Annotated in this window: 14 protein-coding genes and 1 pseudogene; 8 read left to right on the forward strand and 7 right to left on the reverse strand. The window is 67.9% G+C overall.

What is annotated here, in order from left to right:
- Positions 1-72: 72 nt before the first annotated feature.
- A complete protein-coding gene (glpX, locus tag C3486_RS08430; RefSeq protein WP_103831956.1) occupies positions 73-1,104 on the reverse strand; it encodes a class II fructose-bisphosphatase in 1,032 nt (343 codons plus the stop codon).
- A gap of 183 nt (positions 1,105-1,287) precedes the next feature.
- Here glpX and C3486_RS08435 point away from each other — a divergent pair, with 183 nt between their 5' ends.
- Positions 1,288-1,827, forward strand: a complete 540-nt coding sequence (locus tag C3486_RS08435) for a DUF4245 domain-containing protein (RefSeq protein ID WP_103831957.1) — start codon at positions 1,288-1,290, stop codon at positions 1,825-1,827.
- A gap of 167 nt (positions 1,828-1,994) precedes the next feature.
- Here C3486_RS08435 and C3486_RS08440 read toward each other — a convergent pair whose 3' ends face one another.
- From C3486_RS08440 to C3486_RS08455, 4 genes are all read right to left on the reverse strand, one after another.
- Positions 1,995-2,588, reverse strand: a complete 594-nt coding sequence (locus C3486_RS08440) for a malonic semialdehyde reductase (protein WP_103831985.1) — start codon at positions 2,586-2,588, stop codon at positions 1,995-1,997.
- A gap of 197 nt (positions 2,589-2,785) precedes the next feature.
- On the reverse strand, positions 2,786-3,082 hold the full coding sequence (locus C3486_RS08445; protein WP_219822204.1) for an exodeoxyribonuclease VII small subunit: 297 nt from the start codon (positions 3,080-3,082) through the stop codon (positions 2,786-2,788).
- Positions 3,083-3,092: 10 nt separating this feature from the next.
- Positions 3,093-4,322, reverse strand: coding sequence for an exodeoxyribonuclease VII large subunit (gene xseA, locus C3486_RS08450; protein ID WP_103831958.1), 1,230 nt, complete (start codon positions 4,320-4,322; stop codon positions 3,093-3,095).
- Between the two features lie 96 nt (positions 4,323-4,418).
- Complete coding sequence (locus C3486_RS08455; RefSeq protein ID WP_103831959.1) at positions 4,419-5,888, reverse strand: APC family permease; 1,470 nt, start codon at positions 5,886-5,888, stop codon at positions 4,419-4,421.
- Positions 5,889-6,088: 200 nt separating this feature from the next.
- Between C3486_RS08455 and C3486_RS08460 the strand changes: the two genes are divergently transcribed.
- Positions 6,089-7,096, forward strand: coding sequence for a 4-hydroxy-3-methylbut-2-enyl diphosphate reductase (locus C3486_RS08460; RefSeq protein ID WP_258052662.1), 1,008 nt, complete (start codon positions 6,089-6,091; stop codon positions 7,094-7,096).
- Between the two features lie 116 nt (positions 7,097-7,212).
- Entirely contained in the window at positions 7,213-8,070 is an 858-nt protein-coding gene (gene ppgK, locus C3486_RS08465) for a polyphosphate--glucose phosphotransferase (protein WP_103831961.1), read from the forward strand.
- A 61-nt stretch (positions 8,071-8,131) separates the two neighbouring features.
- On the opposite strand, the pseudogene C3486_RS38740 reads toward ppgK, so the two are convergent.
- Positions 8,132-8,989: pseudogene (locus C3486_RS38740) on the reverse strand (DUF6542 domain-containing protein); the annotation flags it as partial.
- A 473-nt stretch (positions 8,990-9,462) separates the two neighbouring features.
- On the opposite strand from C3486_RS38740, the gene ychF reads away from it, so the two are divergent.
- The 3 genes from ychF (at position 9,463) to C3486_RS08485 (ending at position 14,922) form a co-directional block, all read left to right on the forward strand.
- Entirely contained in the window at positions 9,463-10,551 is a 1,089-nt protein-coding gene (gene ychF, locus C3486_RS08475; protein WP_103831963.1) for a redox-regulated ATPase YchF, read from the forward strand.
- Between the two features lie 403 nt (positions 10,552-10,954).
- Positions 10,955-12,457, forward strand: coding sequence for a site-specific DNA-methyltransferase (locus C3486_RS08480; protein ID WP_219822205.1), 1,503 nt, complete (start codon positions 10,955-10,957; stop codon positions 12,455-12,457).
- Positions 12,458-12,504: 47 nt separating this feature from the next.
- A complete protein-coding gene (locus C3486_RS08485) occupies positions 12,505-14,922 on the forward strand; it encodes a DEAD/DEAH box helicase family protein (RefSeq protein WP_258052667.1) in 2,418 nt (805 codons plus the stop codon).
- A gap of 90 nt (positions 14,923-15,012) precedes the next feature.
- On the opposite strand, the gene C3486_RS08490 is transcribed toward C3486_RS08485, so the two are convergent.
- Positions 15,013-15,690 (reverse strand): hypothetical protein, encoded by a 678-nt coding sequence (locus C3486_RS08490; protein ID WP_181138480.1) that lies wholly within the window; start codon positions 15,688-15,690, stop codon positions 15,013-15,015.
- A 330-nt stretch (positions 15,691-16,020) separates the two neighbouring features.
- Between C3486_RS08490 and C3486_RS08495 the strand changes: the two genes are divergently transcribed.
- Both C3486_RS08495 and C3486_RS36790 read left to right on the forward strand, forming a co-directional pair.
- Positions 16,021-16,203, forward strand: coding sequence for a helix-turn-helix domain-containing protein (locus C3486_RS08495; RefSeq protein WP_103831966.1), 183 nt, complete (start codon positions 16,021-16,023; stop codon positions 16,201-16,203).
- 60 nt (positions 16,204-16,263) lie between these two features.
- Positions 16,264-17,544: a tyrosine-type recombinase/integrase gene (locus C3486_RS36790; protein ID WP_107501213.1), complete on the forward strand. Its 1,281-nt coding sequence runs from the start codon at positions 16,264-16,266 to the stop codon at positions 17,542-17,544.
- Positions 17,545-17,630: the final 86 nt, after the last annotated feature.

Here is a 17,630-nt window from a genome sequence, read left to right on the forward strand (position 1 = left end):
CGTACGCCGACGGCCCGGTGCCCCACCGCGACAGCGGCGGGACACCGGGCCGTCGGCCGTGTCCGCGGTGTCTCAGCTGGGCCGCTCGAAGTCGATCGAGCTGTAGGCGCGCAGCTTGGACAGCCGGTGCTCGGAGTCGATCTGCCGGATCGTGCCGGACTTGGAGCGCATGACCAGCGAGGAGGTCGTGGCGGTCTCCGCGCGGTACCGCACGCCGCGCAGCAGCTCGCCGTCGGTGATGCCGGTGGCCACGAAGAACACGTTCTCGCCGCTGACCAGGTCGTCCGTGTGCAGCACCCGGTCCAGGTCGTGGCCCGCTTCGATCGCGCGCTGCCGCTCCTCGTCGTCCTTGGGCCACAGCTTGGCCTGGATCGTGCCGCCCAGGCACTTGATCGCGCAGGCCGCGATGATGCCCTCGGGCGTACCGCCGATGCCCAGCAGCAGGTCAACGCCGGTGCCCTCGCGCACGGCCATGATCGCGCCGGCCACGTCGCCGTCGGAGATGAACTTGATGCGGGCGCCGGCCTCGCGGATCTCCTTGACGATGCCGTCGTGGCGGGGGCGGTCCAGGACGACGACGGTGACGTCCTCGGGGCTGGACTTCTTCGCCTTGGCGATGCGCCGGATGTTCACCTCGACCGGCGCGTTGATGTCGACGTAGTCGGCCGCCTCCGGGCCGGTGACCAGCTTGTCCATGTAGAAGACCGCGGACGGGTCGAACATGGAGCCGCGGTCGGCGACGGCCATCACCGAGACGGCGTTGGCCATGCCCTTGGCGGTCAGCGTGGTGCCGTCCACCGGGTCCACGGCCACGTCGCACTCCGGGCCGGTCCCGTCGCCCACGCGCTCGCCGTTGAACAGCATCGGCGCCTGGTCCTTCTCGCCTTCGCCGATGACGACGACGCCGTTCATCGAGACGGTGTGGATCAGGGCCCGCATGGCCTTGACCGCGGCGCCGTCCGCGCCGTTCTTGTCGCCGCGGCCGACCCAGCGGCCCGACGCCATCGCTCCCGCCTCCGTGACCCGGACGAGTTCCAGGGCGAGGTTGCGGTCGGGGGCCTCGGGGCTGACCTCCAGCTGGGACGGCAGATGATGCTCGGTCATCGGAGCGCACCTTTCTGTACGGCGACGGCCGGTTAGGTGAGGGTTCGCTTGACCTTATCGCTATGTCGAGAAAATGAGCAGTGGGCCCCACGGATGAGCGCCGTGAGCAGCCCCGGAGGTGGCCGGAAGGGGGCCTTGTCCGACCTGTACCCGGCATGGGGGACCATAGAGGGCGTGGCTGGTATGCGAGGCAAGCAAACGGTGCGGGACATGGTCCTGTCGATGGCCGTGATCGGCATCGTCGTCGCGGCGATCTATCTCTTCATCCCGCACGACGACAGCAAGAACGCGGAGCAGACGGCGGTGAAGACCGTCAGCTACCGCGTCGAGCTCGCGACCGCCCGGCGCGCCGCCCCGTACCCGGTCGCCGCGCCCGAGGGCCTGCCCAAGGGCTGGCGCGCCACCTCCGTGTCGTACGAGGCGGACAGCGACGGCAAGGGCGGCGCCTGGCACCTGGGCTTCCTGGACCCGAAGGACCAGTACGCGGCGGTCGAGCAGAGCGACGCCCCGGCCCGCGAATTCATCAAGAAGGTCACCGTGGACGCCACCCCGGCGGGCGGCGCCCAGCAGGTCGACGGCGCCCGCTGGGACCGGTACAAGGGCGACACGTACAAGGCCCTGGTGCGCAAGGAGTCCGGCCACACCACGGTCGTCACCGGCACCGCGTCCTACGACGACCTGGCGAAGCTGGCGGGCGCACTGAAGACCGAGAAGGCGAAGTAGCGCACGGCGGCGGGAGCCGGGCGCCGCGGGGCGCACGGCTCCGCGCCCGTCGCCCCCGTACGGCACGAACCGGGCTCGCGCCCCCGTACGTGCGAAGAGGCCGCCGCACCCGGAGCGGGTGCGGCGGCCTCTCGCTGTACGCGGTGCGCGTGCCGGCCGGCCGTGCCTCAGACGGTGGTGGCGGCTTCTTCGAAGGACAGGCGCGGCGAGCGCGGGAAGAACGCGTCCTCGCCCGGCTTGCCGATGTTGATCACCATGAAGGACTTCTGCTTGCCGTCGCCGAAGAACTCCTTGTCGATGGCGGTGAAGTCGAAGCCGGTCATCGGGCCGGCGGCCAGGCCGGCGGCGCGGACGCCGAGGATGAAGTAGCCCGCCTGGAGGGTGGCGTTCTGGGTGCCGGCGGCCTCGCGCGCCTCGGCCTCGGAGAAGAAGGTGTCCTTGATGCCCGGGGCGTGCGGGAAGAGCGTCGGCAGCTTCTCGTGGAAGTCCAGGTCCACGGAGAGGATGACGGTCAGCGGGGCCGACAGGGTCTTCGGGCCGTTGGCGCCCATGGCGTGCTCGACGAGGCGCTTGCGGGCGTCCTCGGAGCGGACCAGCGTCAGGCGCAGCGGCGACTGGTTGAAGGCGGTCGGGGCGAACTTCACCAGGTCGTAGATGGCCTGCACCTGCTCGTCGGTGACCGGCTCGTCCGTGAACGTGTTGGCGGTCTGGGCCTCGCGGAAGAGGAGGTCCGCAGCGGCGGCGTCAAGGGCGAGAGTCATGAAGGGCACCTCGGTGATTCGTGGTGGTTCCGGGCCGGGCCGGTCCGGTCGTACAGCTTCTACTCTAACGGAGATAGATTAAGTTTCAACTAAAGCGTCAGGGTTGTGAGCGGTTTCACATGCCGCTCCGCGTGAGGCGGGCCTGACGGGGCACTGGTGGGACGGCCCCGGAGGGCCGACGCCGTCCCCGGCCCGCGTCAGTCCTCCGAGGGCTCCTCGGCGTCGTCCTCTTCCTCCGCCAGCGCCGCGTCCAGGCGGGCACGGGCGCCGTCCAGCCAGCGCCGGCACACCTTCGCCAGCTCCTCGCCGCGCTCCCACAGCGCGAGCGACTCCTCCAGCGTCGTGCCGCCCGCCTCCAGGCTGCGGACCACCTCGATCAGCTCGTCCCGCGCCTGCTCGTACCCCAGCGTGGACGTCACGTCCGGCGCGCCCGCCGCCCCGGCACCCGCAGCGCCGTCCGTCTCCATGCCCGTGTCCGTCTTCGCCTTGGCCATGGGCCCCAGCCTAAGCGGGCGGTGTGACAGCGCCGTCGACGCGGCGGACCGTGAAGTCGCCCTCCGCCACCCGGGCCCGCAGCTCCTCGCCGTCACCGACCTCCTCGGGCGCGCGCACCGCGCTGCCGTCGGAGCGCTGGAGCACGGCGTACCCCCGCTCCAGCGTGGCCTTGGGGGAGAGGGCCACCACCCGCGCGAGGGTGTGCGTCAGCTCGGAGTCGGCCCGGTCCAGCAGATGGCCCAGCGTCCGCCGGCCGCGCTCCAGCAGCGCGGTGACCTGCTCCTCGCGTACCTCCACCATGCGGTGCGGCTCCCGTATGCAGGGCCGGTTCAGCGCGCCCGCCAGGCCGCGCTCCTCCCGGTCCAGGAAGCCGGTGACCGAGCGCAGCGCGCGCTCCCGCAGCTGCTGGATGCGGGCCAGCTCCTCGCCCACGTCCGGTACGACCTTCTTCGCCGCGTCCGTCGGCGTCGAGGCGCGCAGGTCGGCGACCAGGTCCAGCAGCGGGCTGTCCGGCTCGTGCCCGATCGCGGACACGACGGGCGTACGCGCCTGGCTCACCACCCGCACCAGCTGCTCGTCGGAGAACGGCAGCAGGTCCTCCACGCTGCCGCCGCCCCGCGCCACGATGATCACGTCCACGTCCGGACGGCCGTCAAGCTCCCGCACCGCCTCGATGACCTGCGGGACCGCGTGCACGCCCTGCACCGCGACGTTGCGCACCTCGAAGCGGACGGCGGGCCAGCGGTGCCGCGCGTTCTCCAGTACGTCCCGCTCCGCCGCGCTCGCGCGGCCGCACACCAGCCCGATCAGCTGCGGCAGGAACGGCAGCGGGCGCTTGCGCTCCGCCGCGAACAGCCCCTCCGCGGCCAGCGCCTTCTTCAGCATCTCCAGCCGCGCCAGCAGCTCGCCGACGCCGACCGGCTTGATCTCGGCGGCCCGCAGCGAGAGCTGGCCGCGCGGCGCGTACCACTCGGGCTTGGCGTGCACCACGACCCGGGCGCCCTCGCTGATCACGTCCGCGACCTTGTCGAAGACCTGGCGGTAGCACGTCACGCTCACGGAGATGTCGTGCGACGGGTCGCGCAGCGTCATGAAGACGACGCCCGCGCCGGGCCGCCGGGAGAGCTGGGTGATCTGCCCCTCGACCCACACCGCGCCGAGCCGGTCGATCCACCCGCCGATCAGGCGAGACACCTCGCCCACCGGGATGGGGGTCTCTGCGGACGTCTGTAGAGCCATGTGCCGAGGGTATCGGCGGGGTCCGACAGCGGGGCCCGTGCCGTGCGCCGGGTGCGGCGCCGTCGCACCGGGGCGCTGCCCCCGGACCCCCGGTCCTCAAACGCCGGACGGGCCGGCTTTCCCGGACGGGCCGGCCTTCCGGCCTCGCCCGTACTGCACCGCCAGCACCACCAGCCCGATCACCAGCCACACCCCGCCGACGACCTGGGCCGTCGGGGACGCCTCGACGATCACCGCGACCACCACCGCGAGACCCAGCAGCGGCACGAGCACATGGCGCAGCAGGCTCGGCGAAGCCGCCCGCTTGCGCAGCCAGAAGTAACCGATCACCGACGCGTGCAGCAGCCCGAAGGCGGTCAGCGCGCCCACGTTCACGATCGAGGAGAGATGGTCCAGGCCGTCGTCCCGGCGCGCCGCCCAGACCGCCGCGACCAGCGTCACCACCGCAGCGCCCAGCAGCGCCCGGCGCGGCACCCCGCTGCCCGCGTCCACCTTCGCCATCGCCCCCGGCAGCCGCCGGTCCCGCGCCATCGCGAACAGCAGCCGCCCGGCCGCCGCCTGCCCGGCCAGCGCGGCGAACGCCGCGCCGATCGCCTTGCTCGCCGCGACCAGCTTCTGCAGCCACTCGCCGACCGCCGCGTTCGCCGTCGCGTAGAAGGCGTCACCCTGCTCGGCCGGCTTCGCCGCCAGCTCGGCCGCCGACATCGGCGCCAGCAGCGCGGCCAGGTACGTCTGCACCGCGAAGAGCACACCGGCCACCACCAGGCACGTCAGCACGGCCCTGGCCACCCGCTTGCTCCCCCCTGAGGTCTCCTCCGCGAACGCCGCGATGGCGTCGAAGCCCAGGTACGACAGGACCGCAACCGACACCGCCGCCAGCACCGCGCTCGTCGAGAAGCCGCCCTCGCCGGTGAACGGCACCGTCCAGCCGCGCTGCGCGCCCTCCGTCGCGAGCGCCCACACCGCGGCCGCCACGAAGACCAGCAGTACGGCGATCTCCATGGCCAGCACCAGGAAGCCGACCACGGCGGCGGTCCGCACACCCCACAGGTTCAGCAGCGTGGTCACGATGACCGCCACCGCCGTCCAGATCCATTGATGCACTGACGGCACCAGGGAGTGCAGCGCGATCCCGGAGAAGAGGTACGCCACCGCCGGGATGAGCAGATAGTCCAGCATCGCCATCCAGCCCGCGACGAAGCCCGCGCCCTCGCCCAGCCCGACCCGCGCGTAGGTGAAGACCGAGCCGGCCTGGGGCGCGACCCGCACCATCTGCGCGTACGAGTACGCCGTGAACGCCATGGCGATCGTGGCGACGACGTACACGATCGTGATCGCGCCGTGCGACTTGGCCTGCAGCGTCCCGAAGATGCCGACCGGCGCCATCGGGGCGATGAAGAGCAGGCCGTAGACGATCAGGTCGCGGAAGGACAGCGTCCGCCGCAGCCGGCCCCCGGCGGCCACGGTGGCCCCGGCGGCACCGCCGGCGGACCCGGAGGGACCTCCGGAGCCGTCGTGATCGGGCGTGCCGCCGGACGGGGGCTGGGGCTCGGCCGTGGGGGACATGGGCGGACACCTCTGCAATACGGACGGGCCGCCGGCGCTCGGCGGCCGCACATCACGCCACCGGCGGTCGGCGGCTCCACATGATCGTCGGCCGTACCGCCGTTTCGGGCAAGCCGCCCTGCCGTACGGACATATGCCCCGTAACCCACCGTCCCGACCCCTGGCCATGCCTTCCGTGCGACGCCGGCCCGCCCCGTACGATGGGAACCATGACCACCCCGACTTCCCGCCGCGTCCTCCTCGCCGCCCCCCGCGGATACTGCGCCGGCGTGGACCGAGCCGTCATCGCCGTCGAGAAGGCCCTGGAGCAGTACGGCGCGCCCGTCTACGTGCGCCACGAGATCGTCCACAACAAATACGTGGTCAAGACGCTGGAGAAGAAGGGTGCGATCTTCGTCGACGAGACGGCGGAGGTGCCTCCGGGCAACATCGTGATCTTCTCCGCGCACGGCGTCGCGCCGGTCGTCCACGAGGAGGCCAAGCGCGGCAAGCTCGCCACCATCGACGCCACCTGCCCGCTCGTCACCAAGGTCCACAAGGAAGCCGTCCGGTACGCCAAGGAGGACTACGACATCCTCCTGATCGGCCACGAGGGCCACGAAGAGGTCATCGGCACCAGCGGCGAGGCCCCCGAGCACATCACCCTGGTCGACGGCCCGGACGACGTGCAGAACGTCGAGGTCCGCGACCCCGACAAGGTGGTCTGGCTCTCCCAGACCACCCTTTCGGTCGACGAGACCATGGAGACGGTCGACGCCCTCAAGGGCCGCTACCCCAACCTGCTCTCCCCGCCCAGCGACGACATCTGCTACGCCACGCAGAACCGCCAGACGGCCGTGAAGCAGATGGGCGCCGACTCCGACCTCGTCATCGTCGTCGGCTCCAAGAACTCCTCCAACTCCGTCCGCCTGGTCGAGGTCGCGCTCGGCGCCGGCGCCAAGGACGCGCACCTGGTCGACGGCGCCGAGGAGATCGACGAGAGCTGGCTCGAGGGCGTCGGCACGGTCGGCGTCACCTCCGGCGCCTCCGTCCCCGAGGTCCTCGTCGAGGGCGTACTGGAGTGGCTCGCGCAGCGCGGCTACGAGGACGTGGAGACCGTCACGGCCGCCACCGAGTCCATCCACTTCTCGCTCCCCAAGGAGCTCCGCCGCGACCTCCGCTCCGAGGCGAAGGCCGCCACGGACGGCGAGTCCGCAGCGGGCGAGTAGGACACGCCCCACCGGAAGCGGAACCGGTCCCGTCGTCACGGGTCCGGTTCCGTCGTCACGGGTCCGGTTCGCCTTTTGACGGGTGAGCCGGCCGCTCCCCGCCTAGCCTTTTCCTCATGAAGGTATTCGGCGTGGACATCGGCGGGTCGGGCATCAAGGGCGCACCCGTGGACCTGGAACGCGGTGAGCCGGCGGAGGAGCGCTTCAAGGTACTCACCCCGCACCCGGCCACCCCGGACGCGGTCGCCGACGGCGTCCAGCAGGTCGTGGAGCATTTCGGCTGGTCGGGACCGGTCGGGGTGACGTTCCCCGGCGTGGTCACCGGCGGGGTGACCCGGTCGGCCGCCAATGTCGACAAGGGCTGGATCGGCACCGACGCCGCGGCCCTGCTGACCTCCCGGCTCGGCGGCGAGGCCGGCGGCTGCCCGGTGACCGTACTGAACGACGCGGACGCCGCCGGCCTCGCCGAGGTCCACTTCGGCGCGGCGCGCGGCCGCATGGGCACCGTCATCATGCTGACCCTGGGCACGGGCATCGGCAGCGCCCTCTTCACCGACGGTCAGCTGGTCGCCAACACCGAGCTGGGCCACCTCGAACTGGACGGGCACGACGCGGAGACCCGCGCCTCCACCCGGGTCAAGGACGAGGAGGACCTGAGCTGGCACGACTGGGCGCACCGGCTGCAGAAGTACCTCCGGCACGTCGAGATGCTCTTCACCCCGCAGCTCTTCGTGATCGGCGGCGGGGTGAGCCGGAAGGCGCACAAGTTCCTGCCGCTGATCAAGGGCGTCACGGCTGAGATCGTGCCTGCGCAGCTTCAGAACAACGCGGGGATCGTTGGGGCCGCAATGGCCGCCCGGCGGGCTTGCGACCCGGCTGCCGGCGCTCCCGCTCCGGGCCAGGACGCCGGTCTCGGGGCCGCCGATCCCGGTCCTGCCGGACGTCGGGGCGCTGCACCCGCCGCTGGAGGATGAGCAGGCACTTCCGCAGGCCGACGAGCACGATGCTGAGGGCCGTACCGAGGTAGAGCCAGCCCGCGTTCACCGCGAGCAGCGTGAAGACGCCCATCAGCAGGCCGCCGCCCCCGCCGCCGGCCCCGCCGCCGGCCCCGGCGACGGGGAGGCTGCCGACGGTGTACGCGATCGGCAGCGTCACCGGCGCGACGATCAGGTCGTACGGGCGTACCCACAGCGCGCCGGCGGCCCCCGCCAGCACGAAGCAGACGCCGTACACGGTGGGCGAGCCACCCGCCAGCAGCCGGTCCAGAAAGGCGAAGACCAGCAGCGCGAGCGTGGTCAGCAGCGCACACCCCAGCCCGGTCAGCTTCGCCGCCGGCAGCCTGCGCACCAGCGCGGCAACCGGCCCGGGCAACACGCGCCGGGCCCCGGCCCGGTAAACGGTCGAGGTCTCATTGATCGCGGCCCGAGATGCGTACGCAGCGGCGGGGCCGGCGGGTCGTGCGGCGTGTGCGGCTTGCGGCGCGGCCGACCTGCCTGCTTGCGCGGCGTACGCGCTCGGCCGGGCCGCACGTGGGTCTTGCGACGCGGCTGACCTGGCCGCTTGCGGGGACTGTGCGGCTTGTGCGGCTTGTGACGTTGCCGACCTTGCTGCCTGTCCGCCCTGCGATGAGGCTGGCCTGCCCGCCCGCGCATCTTGCGACGTGGCTGGCCTGCCCGCCCGCGCATCTTGCGACGTGGGTGGCCTGCCCGCCTGTGCGGCCTGCGCGGCCTGCCTGGCCGCTTGTGCCGAGGAACCGGCCGCCGCCGGGGCGGGCCGGCTGCCGCGGACGGCGGGGTCTGCCGCGGCGGGGCGGCTCCCGGCGCCACGCGCCGCGGCCGGTCGCCCGGACCGGGACGGGGGGTGCTGAGGTGCGCGCGCTTCGTGTTGCTCCACTCGCCAACGGTAGGCCGCTAAGTGGGATTAATAGCCCGTAGGACACGCGCTTTCCACGACGATGCCCCCAGATCACCATACGGACGCCGCACGCGAGGCCCCACGAACGACGTAGGGGTGCCGGTGGGAGGGGGCTCGAGTGGGGGCCAGCCGACGAGGCCCACCCGCACCCCGACGCGTGGCATGGACCACCGCCCCCGCCGCCGGTACGGCGCACGCGCACCCCGGCGGCCCGGCACCGCCCACAGCCGGTACGGCGCACCCGTACCCCGGCGCCTGGCATCGCCCACCCCACCTCACCCCGCCCCCGCCGAAGGCCACCGGTACGGCGCACAGCCCGCCCGTCCCTCCCCGTAGACTGGTGGATCGGCCCACCCGGCCACCGCCCGACCGGGCCACGGCCCACCCCCGGCGCGGACCGTGCGGGCCGTGCCCACCCCACCCCACCTCCCGTCGGAAGTCGAGTCGCCAACGTGTCGCTCACGATCGGAATCGTCGGTCTGCCGAATGTCGGCAAGTCGACCATGTTCAACGCCCTGACCAAGAACGACGTGCTGGCGGCCAACTACCCGTTCGCCACCATCGAGCCCAACGTCGGCGTCGTCGGTGTCCCCGACCCCCGCCTGCAGAAGCTTGCCGAGATCTTCAACTCCGAGAAGGTCCTGCCGGCCACCGTCGACTTCGTCGACATCGCCGGCATCGTGCGCGGCGCCTCCGAGGGCGAGGGCCTGGGCAACAAGTTCCTGGCGAACATCCGCGAGTCCGACGCGATCTGCCAGGTCATCCGGGCCTTCAAGGACGAGAACGTCGTCCACGTCGACGGCAAGGTCTCGCCCAAGGACGACATCGAGACGATCAACACCGAGCTGATCCTCGCCGACCTCCAGACCATCGAGAAGGTCCTCCCGCGCCTCCAGAAGGAGTCGCGCATCAAGAAGGACGTCCAGCCCAAGGTCAAGGCCGTCGAGGAGGCCAAGGCCATCCTGGAGGAGGGCCGCACCCTCTTCTCGGCCGGCATCGTCCAGGGCGCGGAGAACTCCGAGCTCCTGCACGACCTGCACCTCCTCACCACCAAGCCCTTCCTCTACGTCTTCAACGTGGACGAGGACGAGCTGACCGACGAGGATTTCAAGAACGAGCAGCGCGCGCTGGTCGCCCCCGCCGAGGCGATCTTCCTGAACGCCAAGCTCGAGGCGGACCTCGCCGAGCTCGACGAGGAGGAGGCCCTGGAGCTCCTCCAGTCCGTCGGCCAGGAAGAGCCGGGCCTCGCGACCCTCGCGCACGTCGGCTTCCGCACCCTCGGCCTGCAGACCTACCTCACGGCCGGCCCCAAGGAATCCCGCGCCTGGACGATCAAGAAGGGCGCCACCGCTCCCGAGGCCGCCGGCGTCATCCACACCGATTTCCAGAAGGGCTTCATCAAGGCCGAGGTCATCTCCTTCGACGACCTCGTAGCCGCCGGCTCAGTAGCCGAAGCCCGCTCCGCCGGCAAGGCCCGCATGGAAGGCAAGGACTACGTGATGCAGGACGGCGACGTAGTCGAGTTCCGCTTCAACGTGTGATGGGTTCCATAGCACAGCATTGCTGATCTGACAAACATGCAGGTCAGCGGGGGTCTGCCTCTTCGGGGTCAGGCCCCCCTTTCATGCCCGTGCTGACTTGGTGCTGACCTGTAGGCACCGCTCATCACCCCTCTGCACCCCTCCCGTGCTGGTTTGGTGCTGACTTCCTGGAGATGGTGGCACGCAAGGGGCATCCGCAGCAGCGAAGCGGCCGGCGAAGCAGGTTGTACGGAGAGTGGACCTCGTTGTCAGTCCCCGCCGGTACGCTTCCCATGTCACGACAGTTGGAGGAAGGCATATGGGGACCTCGGGGCGTCTCAGCCTGTCTTGGATCAATAAGGACAGGTCTCTCGTCAGCACCCAGGATGGCGGCTACCAGTGGGTCGATCGGGACGATTTCCGAGTGACCGAGACGCGTCTCCTTCGTGATGTCGCGACGGTCGGTGAAGTGAACGATGACCTCAAGCGAGCCGGTGACAACCTGATGATCACAGGTGATAGCGGGGACGCGCTCAGGGCGCTCACGCGACTACCGGAATTCGCGAAGGAATATCGTGGCAAGGTGAAGCTGGTCTACATCGACCCGCCCTTCAACACCGGGCAGGCTTTCGATCAGTACGATGACGGGCTTGAGCATTCTGTATGGCTCACCATGCTGCGTGATCGGCTAATTCTGATTCGGGATCTGCTCGCCGAAGACGGAAGCGTGTGGGTCCACCTGGACGACGCGGAGGCTGCGTACGCGCGAGTGGTGCTCGATGAAATCTTCGGTCGTAGTAATTTCGTGGCCACGATCATCTGGGAAAAGGCCGACTCGCCTCGAAACTCTGCGCGGCAGTTCAGCACGGATCACGACTATATTCACGTCTACTCTAAGCGTCCTGACTGGGTTCCCAACAAGCTGCCTAGGACCGACGAGGCGAACAGTATTTACGAGAACCCGGATGGTGACCCCAAGGGGCCCTGGTATCCAGGTGACCCTTTTGCCAACAAACCATATTCGCTGGGGAAGTACAAGGTCACTGGACCCACGGGGCGCGAATTTCAGCCGCCGCCGGGTAGGTATTGGAGGATCTCGGAAGAGAGGTTCTGGGACCTCGACTCCAAGGGGGCGATTTGGTGGGGCCCGACAGGGGATGCTCGTCCTAGCATCAAGCGATATCTGAGTGAGGTATCCGACCTCGTTCCTCGCACTCTTTGGAGGCACCCCGAAGTCGGAAGTAATCGAACTTCGAAGAATGAGATGCGCAAGCTATTCCCGGGCGTTGCGAGCTTCGCTACTCCGAAGCCGGAACGCTTCATGGAGCGAGTATTGCAAATTTCCACGCAGCCTGGGGATATCGTTCTCGACTGCTTCGGCGGATCAGGAACCACGGCCGCTGTCGCCCACAAGATGAATCGCAGGTGGGTGACTATCGAGCGTGAGCCTGACACGGTCGCCACTTACCTTCGGCCACGGCTGGAGATGGTGGTGTCCGGGGAAGACCGCGGAGGCATCTCTGAATCGGTCGGTTGGGAAAAGGGTGGCGGCTTCCGGCAGATCGAAGTAGCGCCGTCCATGTACGAGCTCCTAGGGAACCGGCTGCTTCTCGCACCGTGGGTGGTCGGAGAAGCATTTACAGAGGCCGCTTGTGCTCAGATTCCCGGGTTTGAGCTTGAACGGGATGCCGAGCCGCCGTTCGTCGGCCGCAAGGGGCGGCAGCGTCTGGCAGTCGTCGACGGGCTGATTACCGAGAGTACGGTACGCGCGGCCGTTGAGGCTTTGAACGAGGACGAGAAGGTTCTCGTTGTAGGCAAGAGTTACTTGCGTGAGGCGGCAAGTCTTCTTGAGAAGTTGAGTCCTGGCTCGCGAATCAAGAAGGCGCCCCAGGACCTCTTGGATATGAAGGGACGTGTGCTTCGTTGAGCTGGATCACGTACGACCAGGCGGCGATCGAGGATTTGGCGGCCCGTATGGAGCTGCGGAAACCTAACCGTCGTGCCGTGGCTAAGGTCGTCGAGGAGATCCAGTCGGGGGACGGTCGCGAGGTCGTGTGTGATCTCGCCACCGGTGTAGGCAAGACCTACATTTGCCGAGCCCTGATTGACTACCTCGCCGATCAGGGGGTTCGCAATGTCCTGATCGTTACTCCGGGACGAACAATCCAGAGGAAGACCCTTGCCAACTTCGACCCGGGCAGCCCCAAGTTTGTGCCCGGCGCCAACTACGAACCCATCGTTATCCATCCCGAGAACTACGCGGGAGGCCGTGTTGGTGATGCACTGCATGACCCGGATGCGCTGAAGGTCTTCATCTTCAATGTCCAACTTCTGACAAAGCCGACGGCCAAGACCTCGCGCACCACATACATGACCGATGAGTTCATCGGTACTGCTCTGTATGAGCACCTGCGAACCGTTGATGACTTGGTCATCATTGCTGATGAGCATCACGTGTACCGCAGTGAAGCCAAGAAATTTCATGAAGCAGTGCGGGACCTCCAGCCTCGGGCTCTCGTGGGCCTGACTGCCACTCCTGACGATGCGGACCGCCGGGTACCCGGAAGGGTTATCTTCGAGTACTCACTTGCGGAGGCTATTGCTGACCAGCTCGTGAAAGTGCCGGTCATCGTCTACCGCGAGGACGGGCACACTGATGTGCGGACTCAGCTCGCTGATGCCTGCCATCTTCGCAAGGTGAAGGAGGAGGCAACGCGGGAGTGGGCTGACACCAACGGGCGTCCTGTGGTCAATCCTGTCCTCTTCGTGGTGTGCCAGAGCATCGAGGAGGCCACCGAGACTGCCGATATCCTGGCAGGGCCGGGCTTTATCGAAGACCCTAAAGCCGTTTTGCAGGTCACATCGGGAAGCAAGGAAGACGCCCTCGAAGCCCTCGCCAGCATCGAAAGCCCTGAGTCTCCGGTCCGGGCCGTGGTCTCGGTAAACATGCTCAAAGAGGGGTGGGACGTCAAGAACATCAGCGTCATCGTGGCGCTGCGTACTCTCGCCTCGAAAACCCTTACGGAACAGATTCTCGGGCGCGGATTGCGTCTTCCGTACGGAAAGCGCGTCGGTTTCTCGATGATTGACAGCGTCGACATCATCGCCCACGAGTCGTATCGGCAGTTGTTGGCCTCGAAGGATTCCCTTCTGGAGAACACTCTCCTGCAAAGGTCGACGCCGACGGACAAGGGTGGGCCGGTAAATGCGGGAATTGGCGGATCTGGCGCAAAGTCCCCGCACGCCGAAACCGAGACTCAGGGGATGATCGTCTTCACGGCTGAGGCTCCTGTCCGAGACGGGGGAGACAGTAGCGATGCCCCCGAGGCTGTCTTTCTTGGGATGGCCGCTATGGAGCAGCGGCTCGCAGAAGCGGACGCGGAAAAGCATAAGATTCCGCAGACCATGCGCCCCAAGGATGGCGCTCCCATCATAAAGTTCCCGAGTAGGCGACTGCTGGAGAAGCCTGATACCTACAGTCTGGCCTTCGTTAGCTCAGAAGCTGTGGCCGCGGAAGGTAGGAAGTTCAAGTACGCAATAGAGGTCGAGCTGAGGCGTACGGCAGTTGATGCCGCCCGCGGCATCGACGACAGCGTTAGCACCTTCACGCAGGAACAGAAATCTGCCACCGCAACGCAGCATAGTTGGCCGATTTCGAAGATCAGGGAAGATCTGGAAGAGCGGATTCTCAACCTGCCTCAGCTGAAACTTACACATGATGAGGTTGAGCACGCCCAGCGGATCGTCGGCGCCTTCCTCGGGTCAGCAATTGAGGGCGATGATGAGGACAGTACGCCTTGGGAAGAAGCTCGGGCGAAACTTGCCCTAAGCCAGTTGGAGAGGCTCGTGGTCTCCAGCTTCCGGCAGAAGCTAGCCAAGACCGAGCATGAGTTCGTGACGGTGAGCGTCCCGCCTCTTGCGCAGCCGATGCCGGGCCAAACAATGTCACGGATGGAGATCACGGATAAGGTGATCCGTGGCATGGGGTACACGGGTTGGGACTGCTCGATCCTCCCCGTCGTGTACTTCGACGCGCGGTCGACAGAGGTCAAGCTGGCCAATTTGATGGATGCCAGCCCAAAGGTCAAGTGGTGGCTGCGGCTCGAATCGCGTGGAGACACCTACATCCAACTCGACAGCGGTTCCAAGTACTTTCCGGACTTCATCGCCATTGACGTAGACGGCGTCCACTGGCTCGTCGAAGGCAAGTCGAACGCGGAGGCGTCCAGCGAAGCCGTCTTGGCCAAGAAGGAAGCCGCTGTGGCGTGGGCAAAGGAAGTGACCGACCGTGGTGACCTCGGTACATGGAGGTACCTGTTCGCCACTGAAGATCACCTAAGCCAAGCAAAGAGTTGGGACGTCTTGCTGACGATCACAGGTGCCCACGGATAGCATGGGAGACCACCTCGGAAGAAGTTGAAGGGCTCCAGCCTCTGGGCTGGGGCCCTTCAGCCAGGCTTCCCGAGGGCGCCGGCGATGTAGCTACCGGCGGGCGACCTCTTGCTCTACGCAGGTCGCCACCACATGCCACGGGACGGGAAGCGCCTCAACCGTTGTCCAGTACCTGTGTGCTGCGCGAACTGCGGCGCTCACTCCAAGGCGCACCGAGGTGGGTGGTATGGCGCCCAGGATCCGACGGGTCACCCCGCCCGCGCCGCGTGCGGCCGGCATGATGCCGTTGCCCAGGAGGAGCGTCGCCGTGCGAAGCGCGTCCAAGGTGGGAGCGGGGGCGGCTCCGGCAAGAGAGCCGAAGATCAATTCGTTCCAGCTCCGCAGCGTCCGGGCCCAGGCTAAGCGCTCAAGGCCCGTGCCCAGGTCGACGGCCATGCACTGAGGGTTTTCTCTGTTCCAGAGGAGCACGATGTCGCCGAGCGTCACGTCCAGATGGCGGAACATCAGGGTCACGCCGGCCACCTGGCGGCGGTGCCACACCTTCAGCTGACCGTAGAGGCTGATGTGCCGGGCATGGAAGCCGAGTCGTGAGAGGACGTAGAGCCAGTCGTCGAGGACGGCGGCGTACTCGTCGATGCTCTGTATCGGCTGGACGCGCGAGACGTTCACGAAGGAGGTCAGGTAGCCGTCGAGGAGCTCCCCGTCGGCGTCTCGCTCCCCGGTGAAGCGGACCACCGGTTGCGGAATGAACCCACTGCGGTAGGTCACGGGACGGCCGTCCTTGAGGAGGGGATCAAGGGCCTGGACCGCCGAGATGGCAAGCTCCGTTTCCCGTCCCCAGCGCAGCGGGATGCACGCGTCGCGAGGAACGCCTCGGGCAGCGAAGGCGTCCTCCAAAGTGGCCAGGAGCTCGGCCCACGAAGGCGGTCGGCGAGGCGGCACGTATGGTGAGCCTCGGCGGCGGTGGCGGATCTCACAGGTGCTGGCGGCCATTCGCGTGCTTCAGGAAGACCGTAAACGCGCCCTCGCCTCGGCGGAGACCGCCTGGGGAGCCGTCCATAACCTCGCCCGGTTTTCGTACCCCTTCGAGGGGCGGGTTTGAGTCAAGGCGGTAGCAATCGGCTGCTGACGCCGGAGGAAGTTGCCGAATGGCTCAAGGTCAGCGAAATAACGGTCCGCAACAAGTATCGCGCTTGGGGCCTCAAAGCCCAGAAAGTCGGACGCCTCCTGCGCTTCCGCGAGCGCGACATCGTGGCCTATCTGGATGAGAACTACGGCTGAGTCACCCCTTTCCTTCCGCGGCTGAGCCATGCCCTTTTCCGGCCGAAGAAAGGAGGCCATATGGCCACCGTCTTTCAGAAATGCAAAACAGACCCGGCGAACAAGTATTACCCATGTGACAAGATCCGCTGCGGCCACAGCTGGACGGTGCGCTACCGCGAGCCCGGTGGGCGCACGGCGCGCCAGAGAGAGAAGACGTTCGCCAAGAAGACCGGCCCTGATGGCGCCGATGCCTTCGCTTCGAAGGTTGAACACGACAAAGGGATGGGGATCTACCTCGATCCCCAGCGGGGAGCCATCACGCTGCGCGCGTGGGCGATGGAATGGCTTGAACGGCAGATCCTTGCCGAGGGCACGATGCGCAACTACGAGGGGTTCGCGAAGAACCACCTCATCCCGCATCTCGGCCGCAAGACTCTGGCCGGGCTCGCCAGGGCCGACTTCGAGCGGTTCGTTGCGGCGCTGCACCGCAAGGGTGAGGGCATGGCCGCCTCTACGATCAACGACCGCATGAAGTTCGTGGCGGCGATGCTTGAGGCCGCCATCGCTGAGAAGCGCATATCCGAGAACCCCGCCAGGGGCGTCAAGATTCCCCGGACGAGCTCACTCGCCGTGGACGAGGACGAAATCCCGACACTCGAAGAAGTCGAGCTCCTGGCGCAGCACATCTCGCCCCAATACCGCCTGACGATCTACTTGCAGGCGGGCGCCGGCCTGCGGATCAGCGAGACCCTGGCGTTCGCGAGCGAATGCCGACGCACCGATTTCATCCGCGTCCGCTGGCAAGTCAGCTCGCAGGCCAGCCGCGGGGACCGCCGGACGACCTTCGTTCCGCTGAAGCACCGCGCCGAGGGGGAGTACCGGGACATCCCGATCGCCCCCTTCATGGACGAGGAGATCGACGCCCATCTGGAGCGGTGGGAGCCGATCCCGGTGATCTTCAAGGACAAGGCGGGCAAGGACCGGCAGCTCGACGTCTTCTTCGCGCCCCGCGAGCGTGGGAAGGGCATCATGCCCACGGCCACGACGTACGGCTACCACTTCAAGAAGGCGTGCAAGGGCGCCGGACTGGTCGACGCGAACGGCAAGCCCAAGTACACCCCGCACGCGCTGAGGCACTTCTTCGCCTCGACGGCCCTGGCGAACGGCATCCCGATCCACGAGGTCTCGCGCTGGCTCGGCCACAAGTCGATCAAGACCACGGTCGACATCTACGGGCATCTCGTCCCCGGGGCCTGGCATCGTTGCCGCGAGGTCATGCAGGACGCCATGCGGCCCGTGCCCGTGGCGGTGCCGAGCGATGCGCCGCAGGCGCCCGGAGAGTACGAGGAGGTGGCGTAGTGCTGACCTTGTGCTTCCCGTGCTGGTTCTGTGCTGACTGGGGCCCCGAGGAAACGTGTCTTCGCAGGTCAGAGCGTTGTGGTGGA

The organism is Streptomyces sp. Ru73, assembly GCF_002920575.1.
Lineage (GTDB): Bacteria > Actinomycetota > Actinomycetes > Streptomycetales > Streptomycetaceae > Streptomyces.